Source organism: Streptomyces canus (assembly GCF_041435015.1).
Classification (GTDB): Bacteria; Actinomycetota; Actinomycetes; order Streptomycetales; family Streptomycetaceae; genus Streptomyces; species Streptomyces canus_G.
This window is the reverse complement of record NZ_CP107989.1, coordinates 3,170,564-3,186,252: the sequence shown is the minus strand read 5'-3', so window position 1 is coordinate 3,186,252 and position 15,689 is coordinate 3,170,564. Positions and strand designations below refer to the sequence as shown.

Below are 15,689 nucleotides of genomic sequence, written 5' to 3'. Positions count from 1 at the left end.
TCAGGGTGCGAGCCAGGTGGTGGTGTACGTGTCGATCTCGTCCTTGATCCGCGCCTTGCCGGGCTCGTCGAGGAACGACACGTCCACCGCGTTCTTCGCGAGCCCGGCGAGACCCTGCTCGTCGAGGTTGAGGAGCCTTGCCGCCACCGCGTACTCGCTGTTCAGGTCGGTACCGAACATCGGGGGGTCGTCGGAGTTGATCGTGACGACGATGCCCGCCTCCACGAACTCCTTGATCGGGTGCTCGTCGAGGGTGCGGACGGCTCGGGTCGCGATGTTGGAGGTGGGGCACACCTCCAGCGGGATGCGGTGTTCGGCGAGGTGGGTGAGGAGCGCCGGGTCCTGGAAGGAGCTCGTGCCGTGGCCGATGCGTTCGGCGCGGAGGTGGGTGAGGGCGTCCCACACCGTCTCCGGGCCGGTCGTCTCGCCGGCGTGCGGGACCGAGTGGAGGCCCGCGGCGATCGCGCGGTCGAAGTACGGCTTGAACTGGGGGCGCGGTACGCCGATCTCGGGACCGCCGAGGCCGAAGCTCACGAGGCCCTCCGGGCGGAGGCGGTCGTCGGTGGCGAGGCGGGTCGTCTCCTCGGCGGCCTCCAGGCCTGCCTCGCCGGGGATGTCGAAGCACCAGCGCAGTACCGTGCCGAACTCGGACTCCGCCGCCTTGCGGGCGTCCTCGACGGCCTCCATGAACGCGCGCTCGTCGATGCCGCGGCGGGTCGAGGAGAACGGGGTGATCGTGAGCTCGGCGTAGCGGACCTGCTGGCGGGCGAGGTCCCGGGCGACCTCGTAGGTGAGGAGTCGTACGTCCTCGGGGGTGCGGATCAGGTCCACGACGCTGAGGTACACGTCGATGAAGTGGGCGAAGTCCGTGAAGGTGAAGTAGTCGACGAGCGCCTCGGGGTCCGTGGGGACCTTGGAGTCGGGGTGGCGGGCGGCCAGCTCGGAGACGATGCGGGGGGAGGCCGATCCGACGTGGTGCACATGGAGTTCGGCCTTGGGCAGGTCGGCGATGAAGGCGTGCAGGTGGTCGGTCGTCGTCATGGGGCCTCCCCTTGCTGGGCGCCCGCACGGTGGGGTGGTGCGGTGGGCGCGGTGATCGGCTGATCGATGCGGAACATGTTAGGCGGGGTGCGGTTGCCTCCGGCGGTTGGGCGGGGGTGCCTGCGGCGCCTGCTTCGGTTGGGTGGGGGTGGGCGTTGTGCGCAGTTCCCCGCGCCCCTGGGTGCCTGCGGCGGCCCGTTTCGGCTTTGGTGGGGGCGGGTGTAGCGCGTGGGGGTGTGTTGTGGGGCGGGGCCGGGGGGGGGGGTGTCCGTCCTCGGTCCGGCGGTTGCTGTGTCTTGGGTGGTGCCCGGTATCGGACGCCGGCCGCTGCGGGCGGACACCCCCCACCCCGTCCCCTGCGCGCCGTACGCGGCCAACGGTCCGTCGTGGCGCGGGTGACTGCAAGGGTGACTGCAACTCCTTAGGGGCGCGGGGAACTGCGCGATCAGCCCCCACTCACCCGCACCCGCCCGACAACCCGACCCGGCACCCCCGTAGGCGCCCGGCCGTGTCCCGCCCAAGCCCCGCCCCGTAACATGGCCGCACGAACGACCTAGGGGGACGTGAGCATGACGGACGGAACGCAGCCGAACGGGGACGGTCGGGACCCGTGGGCGCCGCCGCAAAGTGGGCCTTCGCTGGAGAAGAACCCGTCGCCGCCCGTCCATGATCAGCCCACCGTGACGTCCGTGCCGAACGACGGGTACGGCTTTCCGCCTCCCGGAGCCGCGGAGCCCACCGCCACTCCCGGTTACGGCTACCCCGGCGTACCCGGTGGGCCCGCCTCCGTGCCGCCCCCGCCCATCGGACCGGAGGGCCCCGGTGCCCCCGTCGGCTACGGCTACCCCAACTACCAGCAGGGGTACGGCGGTTGGCCCACCCCGCCGATGCCCCCGCAGAACGGTATGGGTGTCGCGGCGATGGTGCTGGGCATCCTGTCCTGCGCGCTGTTCTGCATGTACGGCATCCTCTCGCTGGTGCTCGGGGTCCTGGCCATCGTCTTCGGGGTCAAGGGACGCAAGCGGGCCGAGCGGGGCGAGGCCACCAACCACGGGCAGGCCCAGGCCGGATTCATCATGGGGATCATCGGGACGATCCTCGGCGTCGCCGTGATCGTGCTGCTCGCCATCGGCATTACCGCTGCCATCAACTCGGAGGACGACTCCGACTCCTACGACGGCTCCCTCGCCGTCGTGGCGGCCTCCGCCGCGGTGGCGTAGCGATCGTCCCGGACGGAACAAGGAGGGGATCGCCGGGATGCGGCGGTCCCTTCAGGCGATTCTGAGGCGCTGTCTCGCCTCCATCAGCGCGAAGCCGAGGAGATTCGGGCCTCGCCAGCGCGCCGGGTCGCCCGCCGCCTCGTCGTCCGCCGCGAGCCCGATGCCCCACACCCGGTCCATCGGGCTGGCCTCCACCAGAACCCGGTCGCCGGTGTTCAGCAGGAACTCCCGCAGGTCCGCGTGCGCCGCGAACTTGTGGACGCTGCCCTCGACGACGATCCCGAAGCGCTCGCGCCGCCAGGTCTGCTCGTCGAAGCCCCGGACCAGACGGCCCACGTTCTTGGCCTGAGCCGGAGATCCGGCCGCCAGGACCCGGCGCTCGGCCTCCTGATCTTCGAAAAGGCGTGCCTTGCCCGCCATCATCCAGTGCTCGGCGGTCGCATAGGTCACTCCGTCCACCACGAACGGTGACGGCCACCACTGGCTCAGACAGCTCGCGCCGACGTGGCCGTCCGGACGCGGGCGGTGGCCCCAGAAGTGCAGATACTTGATCTTCGCTCCGGCCCGGACCTGCTTGACCAGGGCATCCTGTGAATCGATCGTCCCCGTGATCTTCCCCATGCACCCGAGTCTGGCAGCTGCCACTGACATTCCGTCCTTTCTTTTCGAGGACGACTCGACACCTGGTCGACAGATTCCGTCGCGTAACCGAAAGGCAACAACGGAATCACTTGTAGGAGTGCCATTGCTCTGTCAGGATCGGCACTCAAATCGAGCTGGAGCTACGCCACCCACCCGCGGAATCCGCGGGGTGACGGCGGAGGAGAGCGACATGCACAAGCCGGGCAGTGCCACCCCGGACCGGTTCGCGGCCCAGGAGCGGTTCGCCGAAGGCGCGCAGTTCATCGGAGGGCGCCTCACCAAGGGGACCTCCGGTCGTACGCACGCGGTCGTGGATCCCGCGACGGGGGAAGAGGTCCTCACCTACGAGCTGGCGGGCGTCGAGGATGTGGACGCCGCCGTCGCCGCGGCTCGCGCGGCTTTCCCGGGCTGGGCGGCCCTGACTCCCGGTGAGCGGTCCGACGCCCTGCACCGGTTCGCCGCCGTGCTCGCCGAGTGCGCCGAGGACTTCGCCCGGGCGGAGTCGCTCCAGTGCGGGAAGCCGCTGAAGCTGACCCGGGAGTTCGACGTCCCGGGCACGATCGACAACACCGCCTTCTTCGCCGGTGCCGCCCGGCATCTGCAGGGGCAGTCCGCCGGTGAGTACTCCGGTGACCACACGTCGTACGTCAGGCGCGAGCCCATCGGTGTCGTGGGGTCCATCGCGCCCTGGAACTACCCCCTTCAGATGGCCGCATGGAAGATCCTTCCGGCGATCGCCGCGGGCAACACGATCGTGCTCAAGCCCGCCGAGATCACCCCGCTCACCTCGCTGCTCTTCGCCCAGGCCGCCACCAGGGCGGGCATTCCCGACGGTGTCGTCAACATCGTCACCGGGACCGGGAAAGAGGCCGGGGAGCGGCTGGTCGGGCATCCCGACGTGGCCATGACCTCGTTCACCGGGTCGACGGCGGTGGGCAAGCGCGTGGCCGAGATCGCCACCGCCACCGTCAAGCGGCTGCACCTGGAGCTCGGCGGCAAGGCTCCCTTCGTCGTCTTCGACGACGCCGACCTCGAAGCCGCCGTCAACGGAGCCGTCGCGGGCGCGCTCATCAACACCGGGCAGGACTGTACGGCCGCCACGCGCGCGTACGTGCAGCGGCCGCTGTACGACGCATTCGTCGAGAAGACCGCCGCGCTCATGCAGACCGTCCGGCTCGGGGACCCCTTCGCCGCCGGCACCGATCTCGGGCCGCTCATCTCACACGTCCAGCGGGACCGGGTCGCGGGCTTCGTCGACCGTGCGCGTGCCTACGCGCGCGTGGTGACCGGCGGCGAGGTGCCCGAGGGAGAGCTCGCCAAGGGGGCGTACTACCGGCCCACGCTCGTCGCCGACGCCGCCCAGGACAGCGAGATCGTCCAGTCCGAGATCTTCGGACCCGTCCTTGTCGTCCTGCCGTTCGACAGTGACGACGAAGGCATCCGGCTCGCCAACGACACCCCCTACGGGCTTGCCGCCTCCGCCTGGAGCCGGGACGTCTACCGGGCGAACCGGGCCACCCGTGAGATCAAGGCCGGGTGCGTGTGGGTCAACGACCACATCCCGATCATCAGCGAGATGCCCCACGGCGGGTACAAGGCGTCCGGCTTCGGCAAGGACATGTCCTCGTACTCGTTCGAGGAGTACACCCAGATCAAGCATGTCATGTTCGACAACACGGCGGTGGCGGCGAAGGACTGGCACCGCACGATCTTCGGGGACCGTTAGCCGAATTCAGGCCGCCCGACCCGCGGCCGCCCACTTTCCCGAAAGGGCACCAGCGCATGGAGCAGTACGAGCCCGACCGCCTGTCCCCGGCCCAAGTGGCCGCCATGCGGCGCAGCTTCCGAAGCGGCCGGGCCGCCATGACCCGGCGGTCCCTGTTGCGTGCCTCCGCGGGCGGCGCGCTCACGGTCGGCGGCCTCGGGGCGCTGAGCGCCTGTGGCATCCCCGCGGCCGGCAACACCAAGGGCGGCGTCTCCGCGGAGGACCACTCGGCCAAGGAGAAGGTCGTCAACTTCTCCAACTGGACCGAGTACATCGACGTGGACGAGAGCGAGAAGCACCACCCCACGCTCGACCAGTTCAAGAAGCGGACCGGCATATCGGTGAAGTACACCGAGGACATCAACGACAACGTCGAGTTCTTCGGGAAGATCAAGCCGCAGCTGGCCGCCGGTCAGGACACCGGGCGGGACATCATCGTCCTCACGGACTGGCTCGCCGCCCGGCTCATCCGCCTCGGGTGGGTCCAGAAACTGGACGCCTCCAACCTCCCGCACGCGTACGCCAATCTGTCCGCGCAGTTCCGTGACCCGGACTGGGACCCCGGGCGGGCCTACAGCTATGTGTGGCAGGGCATCTCGACCGTCATCGCCTACAACAAGAAGGCCCTCGACGGCGTGGAGGTCAAGTCGGTCTCCGACCTGCTCGACAACGCCAAGCTCAAGGGGCGCGTCGGCTTCCTGTCGGAGATGCGCGACAGCATCGGCATGACCCTGCTCGACATGGGCAAGGACCCGTCGCACTTCACCGCCGACGACTACGACGCGGCCATCGCGCGCCTCCAGAAGGCCGTCGACAAGGGGCAGATCCGCCGCTTCACCGGCAACGACTACACCTCCGACCTGACCAGCGGCGACTTCGCGGCCTGTATCGCCTGGGCCGGTGACGTCGTACAGCTGAAGGCGGACAGCCCGGACATCGACTTCATCATCCCGGACAGCGGATACATGACGTCGACCGACAACATGCTGATCCCCAACAAGGCGCGTCACAAGACGAACGCCGAGCGGCTCATCGACTTCTACTACGAGCCGAAGCCGGCCGCCGAGCTCGCCGCCTACATCAACTACGTGACTCCCGTCGACGGAGTGAAGCCCGAGCTGGAGAAGCTCGACCCGGATGCGGCGAACAACCCGCTGATCATCCCCGACAAGGCCATGGCCGCGAAGTCCCACGCCTTCCGCTCCCTGAGCTCGAAGGAAGAGACGGCCTTTGAAGAGAAGTTCGCGAAGCTGACTGGGGCGTGACCACCATGACGAACAAGAACACCGACAGCAGCGGCGACGTCCGTCTCTCCGGCATCAGCAAGACGTACGACAACGGCTTCACCGCCGTACAGCCGCTCGACCTGACCGTCCCCCAGGGCTCCTTCTTCGCTCTGCTCGGCGCCTCCGGCTGCGGCAAGACGACCACCCTGCGCATGATCGCCGGTCTCGAGGAGCCCACGACGGGCACCGTGCACCTCGGCGACCAGGAGGTCACCCGGCTGCCGCCCTACAAGCGGCCGGTGAACACCGTCTTCCAGTCGTACGCCCTCTTCCCGCACCTCGACATCTTCGAGAACGTCGCCTTCGGCCTGCGCCGACGCGGCATCAAGTCGGTGAAGAAGCAGGTCGAGGACATGCTGGAGCTCGTGCAGCTGGGGGAGCAGGCCCGCAAGAAGCCGCACCAGTTGTCCGGTGGCCAGCAGCAGCGGGTCGCCGTGGCGCGGGCGCTGATCAACACGCCCAAGGTGCTGCTGCTGGACGAGCCGCTCGGCGCCCTCGATCTCAAGCTGCGCCGCCAGATGCAGCTGGAGCTCAAGCGCATCCAGACCGAGGTCGGCATCACCTTCGTGCACGTCACGCACGACCAGGAGGAGGCCATGACCATGGCCGACACGGTCGCCGTGATGAACGCGGGCCGCGTGGAGCAGCTCGGCTCGCCGACCGACCTCTACGAGAACCCGAACACCACCTTCGTCGCCAACTTCCTCGGCACCTCCAACCTCATCGAGGCCGAGGTCGACTCCAGGAGCGGTGGCGAGATCGTGCTGAAGGCGGGCGGCGGCAAGCTGATGCTGCCCGAGGCGCGCTACGCCGGGCCCACGACGACCGGCGGCAAGGTGCTGGTGGGTGTCCGGCCGGAGAAGATCTCCCTCACCCACGCCGACGAGGCCGGGGAGATCCCGGAGGGCCGCAACCGGATCACCGGGAAGATCGCCGACTCCTCGTTCATCGGCGTCTCCACGCAGTACGTCATCGACAGCCCCGTCTGCCCCGAGTTCGAGGTCTACGCCCAGAACATCGACCGCGACGACCGGCTCGCCCCCGGCGCCGAGGTCGTCCTGCACTGGAACCCGGCCCACACCTTCGGCCTGGACGCCGACCAGGACATCGACGCCGGTATCCAGGAAGAGGCGACGGTCTGATGGCGACCCTCACCGAGGCGCCGCCGCCTCTCACCCCGACCGCGCCCGAGAAGAAGCCCCCGCGCAAGAGGGGCCGCTTCACGCCGTACTGGCTGCTGCTGCCCGGCATCCTGTGGCTGCTGGTCTTCTTCGCGCTGCCGATGATCTACCAGGCCTCCACGTCCGTGCAGACGGGCTCCCTGGAGGAGGGCTACAAGGTCACCTGGCACCTGGCGACCTACTGGGACGCCCTGTCCCAGTACTGGCCGCAGTTCCTGCGCTCGATCCTGTACGCCGGTGCCGCGACGGTCCTCTGCCTGGTGCTGGGGTATCCACTCGCGTATCTCATCGCGTTCCGCGCGGGTCGCTGGCGGAACCTGATCATGATCCTGGTGATCGCGCCGTTCTTCACCAGCTTCCTGATCCGCACCCTCGCCTGGAAGACGATCCTCGCGGACAGCGGCCCGGTGGTGAGCACGCTCAACACGCTGCACGTCCTGGACGTCACCAACTGGCTGGGCTGGACCGCCGGCGACCGTGTGCTGGCCACGCCGCTCGCGGTGGTGTGCGGTCTGACGTACAACTTCCTGCCGTTCATGATCCTTCCGCTCTACACCTCGCTGGAACGCATCGACGGGCGGCTGCACGAGGCGGCGGGCGACCTGTACGCCAAGCCGGTCACCACCTTCCGCAAGGTCACCTTCCCGCTGTCGATGCCGGGCGTGGTCTCCGGGACGCTGCTGACCTTCATCCCGGCCGCCGGTGACTACGTCAACGCGGATCTGCTCGGCTCCACCGACACCCGCATGGTCGGAAACGTCATCCAGACGCAGTTCCTGAGGATTCTGGACTATCCGACGGCGGCGGCTCTCTCCTTCATCCTGATGGCCGCGATTCTCTTCATGGTCACGCTCTACATCCGTAGGTCCGGCACGGAGGATCTGGTTTAAATGACCTTCGTCAACTGGCTCAAGCGCCACCTCGTCGTCATCGCCGGACTGATCACGCTCGGATATCTGCTGCTGCCGAACGTCGTCGTCACGGTGTTCTCCTTCAACAAACCGAAGGGCCGCTTCAATTACCAGTGGCAGCAGTTCTCCCTGGACGCCTGGAAGGACCCCTGCGGGGTCGCCGACATGTGCGGCTCGCTCTCCATCAGCCTCCAGATCGCGTTCTGGGCGACGATCGGCGCGACCGCCCTCGGCACGATGATCGCCTTCGCGCTGGTCCGCTACCGCTTCCGCGCCCGCGGCGCCGTGAACTCGCTGATCTTCCTGCCGATGGCGATGCCCGAGGTCGTCATGGCGGCCTCGCTGCTCACCCTGTTCCTCAACATGGGCGCCCAGCTGGGCTTCTGGACGATCCTCATCGCCCACATCATGTTCTGCCTCAGCTTCGTCGTGACGGCGGTGAAGGCGCGCGTGATGTCGATGGACCCACGCCTGGAGCAGGCGGCCCAGGACCTCTACGCCGGGCCCCTGCAGACCTTCCTCCGGGTCACCCTGCCGATCGCCGCCCCCGGAATCGCCGCGGGCGCTCTGCTCGCCTTCGCGCTCTCCTTCGACGATTTCATCATCACCAACTTCAACGCGGGCTCGACCGTCACCTTCCCCATGTTCGTCTGGGGTTCGGCACAGCGCGGAACGCCCGTTCAGATCAACGTCATCGGTACGACCATGTTCCTCGTCGCCGTGCTTCTGGTGCTGGGCTCGATGGTCGTCAGCAACCGCCGTAACAAGCAAAAGCCCCTGTAGGGAGTTGACATCATGGCCCCAGGCGCCATGAGCCGTTGGACAAAGGCACTTTCCGAGGTCCGGCCGGTCCCGTACTGGCTGGACGACCCCGGCAGGCCCCGCCCCGAGCCCGCCCTCACCGGCGCCGAGACCTGCGACCTGCTGGTCGTCGGCGGTGGGTACAGCGGGCTGTGGACCGCGCTCAACGCGAAGGAGCGGGACCCGCAGCGGGACGTGGTCCTGCTGGAAGGCCGTGAGGTGGGCTGGGCCGCCTCCGGTCGCAACGGCGGCTTCTGTGCCGCCTCCCTCACCCACGGTCTGTCCAACGGGCTGACCCGCTGGCCGGACGAGATCCACAAGCTCCAGGAGCTGGGCGCCCGCAATCTCGACGAGATCGAGAAGGCGGTCGCCCGGCACGACCTCGACTGCGAGTTCGAGCGCACCGGCGAGATCGACGTGGCGACCGAGACGTACCAGGCCCGGGAACTCCGCGACTGGTACGAGGAGCTCCAGCAGCAGGACCTCGCCGACGGTGTCGACTTCCTGGACGCCGACGCGGTGCGGGAGCAGGTGGACTCGCCGACCTTCGAGGCGGGACTGTGGGACCGCCGGGGCGTGGCCATGCTCAACCCGGCCAAGCTCGTCTGGGGCCTGAAGCGGGCGTGCCTGGGACTCGGTGTCCGGATCTACGAGAACACGCCCGCCCTGGACCTGAAGTCCTACGGCGCCGGCATGGCCGTACGCACGCCGTACGGTTCGGTCCGGGCCCGGAAGGTCGCGCTCGGCACGAACATCTTCCCCAGCCTGGTCAAGCGGGTACGGGCGTACACCGTGCCGGTCTACGACTACGCGCTGATGACCGAGCCGCTGAGCGACCAGCAGATCGCGGCGATCGGCTGGAAGAACCGGCAGGGCCTGGGCGACAGCGCCAACCAGTTCCACTACTTCCGGCTCTCCGCCGACAACCGCGTCCTGTGGGGCGGGTACGACGCGGTCTACCCGTACGGCGGCCGGGTGCGGGCCGAGTACGACGACCGGCCGGAGACGTACGCCAAGCTCGCCGGGCACTTCTTCACCTGCTTCCCGCAGCTGGAGGGCGTCCGCTTCACGCACGCGTGGGGCGGCGCGATCGACACCTGCTCGCGGTTCTCCGCGTTCTACGGCACCGCGCACCACGGCAAGGTGGCGTACGCGGCCGGCTACACGGGTCTCGGTGTCGGCGCGACCCGGTTCGGGGCGGACGTGATGCTGGATCTGCTGGCCGGGGAGAGCACCGAGCGGACCTCGCTGGAGATGGTCCGCAGGAAGCCGCTGCCGTTCCCGCCGGAGCCCTTCGCCTGGACGGGTATCGCCCTCACCAAGTGGTCGCTGGCCCGTGCCGACGCGCACGGTGGGCGGCGCAACCTGTGGCTGCGGACCATGGACAAGCTCGGTCTGGGATTCGACAGCTGAACGGTCGTATGTGATCTGATTCACTCCAACGGGTGGTCAGAACCCGCGTAATGCTCGGCAGGAGAACTTCCTCTCCTTCGTGACGCGATCAGCGTCGATGAGGGAAGGGGAGGTCCTGTCATGAGTGGGGCGAAGACGGCGGTCGAGTGGCTGGCATCCGTCGCACCGGATCCCGAGGCCTGCCGCTGGGAGTGGGAGCGCAACCCCCTCGGGGTCGCGCTGCTTCCAGCCGGCAAGGCCTGGGACGTACTGATTCTGCCGGGCGGACTCGGCTACCCGACGCTCGATGTCCTCACCCGCATCCTCGACCGGCTGGGCCCGGTGCTCGTCGACTTCGGCGACGCGCGGATGGGCTTCTTCGTGCCGCCGGGCACCGCGGCCCGCTGGCTCGGCACCGGTATCCGTACGGCCGGTGCCGGCACCTGGATCGTCGTGCCGTACCCGGGCCGGGTGGCCGGGGGAGGGGTGCGCTGGCTGGTCCCGCCGGACGGCTCCGGCATTCTCGTCGATCCGGCGCTGCTCGAACTGGCCATGCACGAGGCGGCGGCGGGCCTGGCGACGGAGGGCGACGGCTGAACCGACGCACCACCGCGCCGTCGTCGGCCGCCCGTGCTGCCGACGTGGACCGGGGAGTCCTGTGCACAGTGGGAGTTCGGCGCTGCGGGCGTCCCCCGCCGGCAGCGACAACGCCCAGTGTGACCAGGAGTTCAGCGGCGGCCGAGTCGTGCCAGGAAAAGCCAGAACCCGAGCAGCAGGGCCGTGCAGAGGCACCAGCTGGCCACCACGTCCAGGGGCCAGTGCCAGCCGCGGCGGACCAGGCCGAAGGAGACGCCGAGAACGACAAGGCCGTAGAGGACGACGAGTGCGCGGCGGGTGCGGGTGGTGCGGAGCCAGGGGAGGACGAGCAGGGTGGCGGCGCCGTAGGCGATGGCGGCCGTGGCGGTGTGCCCCGAGGGGTAGTAGCCGGTACCGGGCGGGACGACCGGGGTGCCCGAGCGGGCGGTGAGCTCCTTGAGGGGGACCACCAGGGCCGGGACCAGTGCCATCAGGGCGGCCGCCGCGACGGGCGGCAGCCACCAGCGGTCCGTACCCGTGCGCCGGGCCCGCCGGGCCGACCAGAGGAGGGCCGCGACCAGGACCGGAACCGCGACCTCGACATTGCCCAGGTCGGCGAGGGCCGCCGAGCCGAGGTCCGGGTGGACCAGTGCGCGGCTGACGCGCTCGTCGACACGCAGAAGCGGCCCGTCCTCGACGACCTGCCAGGTGATCAGGGCGAAGAGGAGGACCGCGCTTCCGAGAAGGAAGATGAGGAAGGCCGGCCGCCCCGGAACAGGGGGGGTGGTTCCGAGGCGGCCGATCGGATCGGATGGTCGGCCGCCCCGGGGGGTTTGGGGCGGGCGACTGTCCGATCGGTGAGGAGATCCGGAGCCAGAGGCTCCAGTTGTGTGCGCGAGGGCACGACCAGGTCGAAGCTGGGGAGGCCCCGGCCTGATGTCGCCCACAGTCCCCTGTGGGCGGGGTGTATCTCTCATCTGGGTAGAACCTACGGCAGGGTGGCGGCGTACGACAGGCGGAATCGCATCCTCACAACCACCTCGCACACCTTCTTCACACCCTCTGCCGTTCGCCACCGCAGCCCCGGAATCCGGGGGGTTGTCACGCCTGGGGCGGGTGGTGTCGGAAGGTGCGAGTCCGCTTCCGACCTGCTGTGTTTCTCCTCAGATGCGGGCGAAGGCCTGCTCGATGATGTCGAGGCCCTCGTTGAGCAGGTCCTCGCCGATGACGAGCGGGGGCAGGAAGCGCAGGACGTTGCCGTACGTGCCACAGGTCAGGACCAGCAGCCCCTCCTGGTGGCAGGCCTTCGCGAGCGCGGCGGTCGCCTCCGGGTTGGGCTCCTTGGTCGTGCGGTCCTTGACGAGCTCGATGGCGATCATGGCGCCGCGGCCGCGGATGTCGCCGATGATGTCGAACTTGTCCGCCATGGCGGTGAGGCGGGCCTTCATGACCGTCTCGATGTTCTTCGCCCTGGTGTTGAGGTCGAGCTCCTTCATCGTCTCGATCGAGCCGAGCGCGCCCGCGCAGGCCACCGGGTTGCCGCCGTAGGTGCCGCCGAGGCCGCCGGCGTGGGCGGCGTCCATGATCTCGGCGCGGCCGGTGACGGCGGCGAGCGGGAGACCGCCGGCGATGCCCTTGGCGGTGGTGATCAGGTCCGGGACGATGCCCTCGTCCTCGCAGGCGAACCACTGGCCGGTGCGGCAGAAGCCGGACTGGATCTCGTCGGCGACGAAGACGATGCCGTTGTCCCTGGCGAACCGGCTGATCGCCGGCAGGAAGCCCTTGGCGGGCTCGATGAAGCCGCCCTCGCCCAGGACGGGCTCGATGATGATCGCGGCGACGTTCTCCGGGCCGACCTGCTTGGTGATCTGGTCGATGGCCTGGGCGGCGGCCTCGGGGCCCGCGTTCTCGGGGCCGGTGGGCCAGCGGTAGCCGTAGGCGACGGGGACGCGGTAGACCTCGGGCGCGAAGGGGCCGAAGCCGTGCTTGTACGGCATGTTCTTCGCGGTCAGGGCCATGGTGAGGTTGGTGCGGCCGTGGTAGCCGTGGTCGAAGACGACGACGGCCTGCCGCTTGGTGTGGGCGCGGGCGATCTTGACGGCGTTCTCCACGGCCTCGGCGCCGCTGTTGAACAGGGCCGACTTCTTGGCGTGGTCACCCGGGGTGAGCTCGGCGAGGGCCTCGGCGACCTCCACATAGCCCTCGTACGGGGTGACCATGAAACAGGTGTGGGTGAAATCGGCCAACTGGGCGGAGGCCCGGCGTACGACGGCCTCGGCGGAGGCGCCGACGGACGTCACGGCGATGCCCGAACCGAAGTCGATCAGCCGGTTCCCGTCGATGTCCTCGATGATCCCGCCGCCCGCGCGCGCCGTGAAGACGGGCAGCACGGACCCCACTCCCTGCGCGACCGCGGCGACCCGGCGGGCCTGCAGCTCCTGCGACTTGGGTCCCGGGATGGCGGTGACGAGGCGGCGCTCCTGCGGCAGTGCGGTCATGAGGGGCTCCTGGGGTGGTGCTGACGCTTACCTTCTTTCTCGCAGGCTAGGCCGGTGGCCGGGGGGTGGGCATGCTCCATGTGGGCGTTGTCAGGAGATCGGGTTGTCCGCGGTGGACATGGCGCCGACCGCGACGCCCGGCCACGTAAGCAGTGAACTCCCCTGGCGGGGGCGTTAGATTGGCCGCTGATGGTGGACGGAACGGCTGGTCAGGGAGCAGGGGCGATGGACAGCGACGGGACGCGGGACGCGCGGGGTACGCATGCGAATCCTGTGCCACGGGCACGGTCCGATATGCCGCCGATGCCGTCCCAGGCGCCTGGGGTGCCACCACTGCCGGACGGCTCGGCGTTCCTGACGTGGCTGCGGACGCCACGGTCCGAGACGCTGCCCGGGGTGTGGCGGTTCGGACACCGGCCCCGGCCGGAGGCGGAACCGGAACTGATTCCCGGCCGCCAGTTGATCAGCGGCGCGTTGATCGCGTTCCTCGTGGGCTGGCTCGTCTGGTCGCTGCTCCAGAACGGTTATCTCGGCGACTGGTGGTGGGTTCCGCTTCTTCTGATCACGCCTGACTCCTGGCGCGGCCCCGACGGCGCCCTCGGCCGGACGGGCACCGCCCTCCTCTACACGGGTTACAAGGTGCTCATCGCGTTGATCATCATGGTCGTCGTGGGCAAGCTCGGTCGCTGGGGTGAGGTCTGGCGCCGGTTCGGCCCCCCTGCCTGGCGTCGAGCCGTACCCGCGCATGAACCGCCGCCCGCCCCCGAAGAGGACCCCGCCGAATGGCCCCAGCTCCGCGCTGCCGGTGCCGTCGACGCCGCCGAGCGGCTCGCAGCCGAGGCCAGGGCCGGGCGCATGCGCGACGTCGACCACGCTCGTATCGCCCGTGCCTGGCAGGGCGTGCGCAGTGGGCGGTTCGGGCTGGCCACGTTCACCGGTGCCGTGCTCCAGGACGGCGCAGCCGCCTGTCTGCACCCCTCCGGGGAGCGGGATCTGCCCGCTCGGCTCGCTCGGCACGATCTCCTCACCGGGCAGGTGCGGCTGGGGACGACCGCCGACGACGCCCGTAATCCGTACGCCTATCGGGGGACCGGGCTCGGGCTCGGGCCCGAGCTGCTCGGTACCTCGCTGCTCGCCGTGGGGCCGGCCGGGTCCGGCAAGACCGGGACCGTCATCAGGCCGCTCGCCGAGTCGCTGTGTCTGCACGCCCTCGCCGGACGGGCCGCCGTCGTGGTGGTCGGAGCCGTGGGCGTGGGGCTCGGACCGGCCGACGCCTACGACGTCGTCGTACAGATCGGGAATCCGGAGTCGGTGTACAACCTCGACCTGTACGGCGGTACGGCCGATCCGGACGAAGCCGCGGCCGTGCTCGCCGAGGCGCTCGTCGGGGACCTCGCCGAGCCTCATCAGGGGGGCGACACCCGACGGTCGACCACGGTGCTGGCCCAGCTCCTCGGACCGTTCCGGTCGGTCCACGGCCGCTTCCCCTCCGTACCGGAGCTGCGTCAGCTGCTCGACGGGGCGCCGGGGCCGATGGCCGCGCTGCGCAAGGGGCTCGAGGACTCCCGGCAGGAGTCGCTGCTGCGGGAACTCGACGCGCGGGAGCGGCAGATGGGGAATCCGGGGGATGTGGGAGGCATTCTCGCGGACCGGGTCGCGCTGCTCGACCGGCCCGCCTTCGCGGGGTTCTTCGACACGTCCGGACAGTCGCGGCCGTTCTCGCTGAAGGCCCTCGACCACCCCGTCCGGGTCCGGATCGACCTCCCCCAGCGCGGGCACGCCGACGCCTCGCGGATGCTGGCGCGGCTGGTGCTCGCACAGTTCACGGCGAGCGTCGCGGTACGGGAGGACCGGTCGCTGTTCGCCTGTCTGGTCATCGACGACGCCACGGGGGTCGTGACCCCAGAAGCCGTACGGGGCGTTCAGCGGCTGCGGTCCGGCAACGCGGGAGTGGTGCTGACGCTGCGGACGCTGGACGACGTACCGCGGCCGCTGCGCGGGCCCCTGCTCGGGGCCATCGGGTGCCGGATGGCGCTGTCCGGGCTCACCCCGTGGGACGGGCAGGACTTCGCCGAGGTGTGGGGCAAGGAGTGGATCGAGGCGCGGGACGTCACCGACCGGCAGATCATCGCCGAGACCCCGGCCGGCAAGGTGCTGCACGCGGTGCGCCAGGTCATCACCGGCAAGGCGCCGACCGCGCGGGCGGTGACCGTGCGGCAGGTCGAGCGGGAGCGGTGGTCCGCGTCCGAACTCGCGCACGGGGTGCCGGCGGGGCACGCGGTGCTGTCGCTGACCACGGTGAAGGGCGAGCACGCGCCGCCGCTGCTGGTGGATCTGCGGGGATGACGTGAGCTGAGGACCGTACAGTGAGGCAGA

12 protein-coding genes and 1 pseudogene are annotated in these 15,689 nt (G+C 69.7%); 9 read left to right on the top strand and 4 right to left on the bottom strand.

Annotated features, from left to right (window positions below; genetic code table 11):
- A pseudogene (locus tag OG841_RS14030) lies at positions 1-1,118 on the bottom strand (adenosine deaminase).
- A 492-nt stretch (positions 1,119-1,610) separates the two neighbouring features.
- On the opposite strand from OG841_RS14030, the gene OG841_RS14025 reads away from it, so the two are divergent.
- The gene (locus OG841_RS14025) at positions 1,611-2,261 is read left to right on the top strand and encodes a DUF4190 domain-containing protein (RefSeq protein WP_328641168.1); all 651 of its coding nucleotides are present in this window, start codon (positions 1,611-1,613) and stop codon (positions 2,259-2,261) included.
- Positions 2,262-2,312: 51 nt separating this feature from the next.
- On the opposite strand, the gene OG841_RS14020 is transcribed toward OG841_RS14025, so the two are convergent.
- Positions 2,313-2,882, bottom strand: a complete 570-nt coding sequence (locus OG841_RS14020; protein WP_371565469.1) for an NADAR family protein — start codon at positions 2,880-2,882, stop codon at positions 2,313-2,315.
- 211 nt (positions 2,883-3,093) lie between these two features.
- Between OG841_RS14020 and OG841_RS14015 the strand changes: the two genes are divergently transcribed.
- From OG841_RS14015 to OG841_RS13985, 7 genes are all read left to right on the top strand, one after another.
- On the top strand, positions 3,094-4,629 hold the full coding sequence (locus OG841_RS14015) for a gamma-aminobutyraldehyde dehydrogenase (RefSeq protein ID WP_328641170.1): 1,536 nt from the start codon (positions 3,094-3,096) through the stop codon (positions 4,627-4,629).
- Positions 4,630-4,685: 56 nt separating this feature from the next.
- Positions 4,686-5,933 (top strand): ABC transporter substrate-binding protein, encoded by a 1,248-nt coding sequence (locus OG841_RS14010; RefSeq protein ID WP_328641171.1) that lies wholly within the window; start codon positions 4,686-4,688, stop codon positions 5,931-5,933.
- 5 nt (positions 5,934-5,938) lie between these two features.
- Positions 5,939-7,096, top strand: a complete 1,158-nt coding sequence (locus OG841_RS14005; protein ID WP_328643669.1) for an ABC transporter ATP-binding protein — start codon at positions 5,939-5,941, stop codon at positions 7,094-7,096.
- The gene (locus tag OG841_RS14000) at positions 7,096-8,025 is read left to right on the top strand and encodes an ABC transporter permease (protein ID WP_328641172.1); all 930 of its coding nucleotides are present in this window, start codon (positions 7,096-7,098) and stop codon (positions 8,023-8,025) included. The genes OG841_RS14005 and OG841_RS14000 overlap by 1 nt, the downstream gene beginning before the upstream one ends.
- Positions 8,026-8,829, top strand: coding sequence for an ABC transporter permease (locus OG841_RS13995; protein ID WP_328641173.1), 804 nt, complete (start codon positions 8,026-8,028; stop codon positions 8,827-8,829). It begins immediately after the preceding gene.
- Positions 8,830-8,841: 12 nt separating this feature from the next.
- Positions 8,842-10,260 (top strand): NAD(P)/FAD-dependent oxidoreductase, encoded by a 1,419-nt coding sequence (locus OG841_RS13990; protein ID WP_328641174.1) that lies wholly within the window; start codon positions 8,842-8,844, stop codon positions 10,258-10,260.
- Between the two features lie 120 nt (positions 10,261-10,380).
- Complete coding sequence (locus OG841_RS13985; protein ID WP_328641175.1) at positions 10,381-10,836, top strand: hypothetical protein; 456 nt, start codon at positions 10,381-10,383, stop codon at positions 10,834-10,836.
- Between the two features lie 131 nt (positions 10,837-10,967).
- Here OG841_RS13985 and OG841_RS13980 read toward each other — a convergent pair whose 3' ends face one another.
- Entirely contained in the window at positions 10,968-11,762 is a 795-nt protein-coding gene (locus OG841_RS13980; protein ID WP_371570689.1) for a phosphatase PAP2 family protein, read from the bottom strand.
- 216 nt (positions 11,763-11,978) lie between these two features.
- The gene (gabT, locus tag OG841_RS13975) at positions 11,979-13,313 is read right to left on the bottom strand and encodes a 4-aminobutyrate--2-oxoglutarate transaminase (protein ID WP_371565461.1); all 1,335 of its coding nucleotides are present in this window, start codon (positions 13,311-13,313) and stop codon (positions 11,979-11,981) included.
- A 225-nt stretch (positions 13,314-13,538) separates the two neighbouring features.
- Here gabT and OG841_RS13970 point away from each other — a divergent pair, with 225 nt between their 5' ends.
- The gene (locus OG841_RS13970) at positions 13,539-15,659 is read left to right on the top strand and encodes an ATP-binding protein (RefSeq protein ID WP_371565459.1); all 2,121 of its coding nucleotides are present in this window, start codon (positions 13,539-13,541) and stop codon (positions 15,657-15,659) included.
- Positions 15,660-15,689 lie beyond the last annotated feature (30 nt).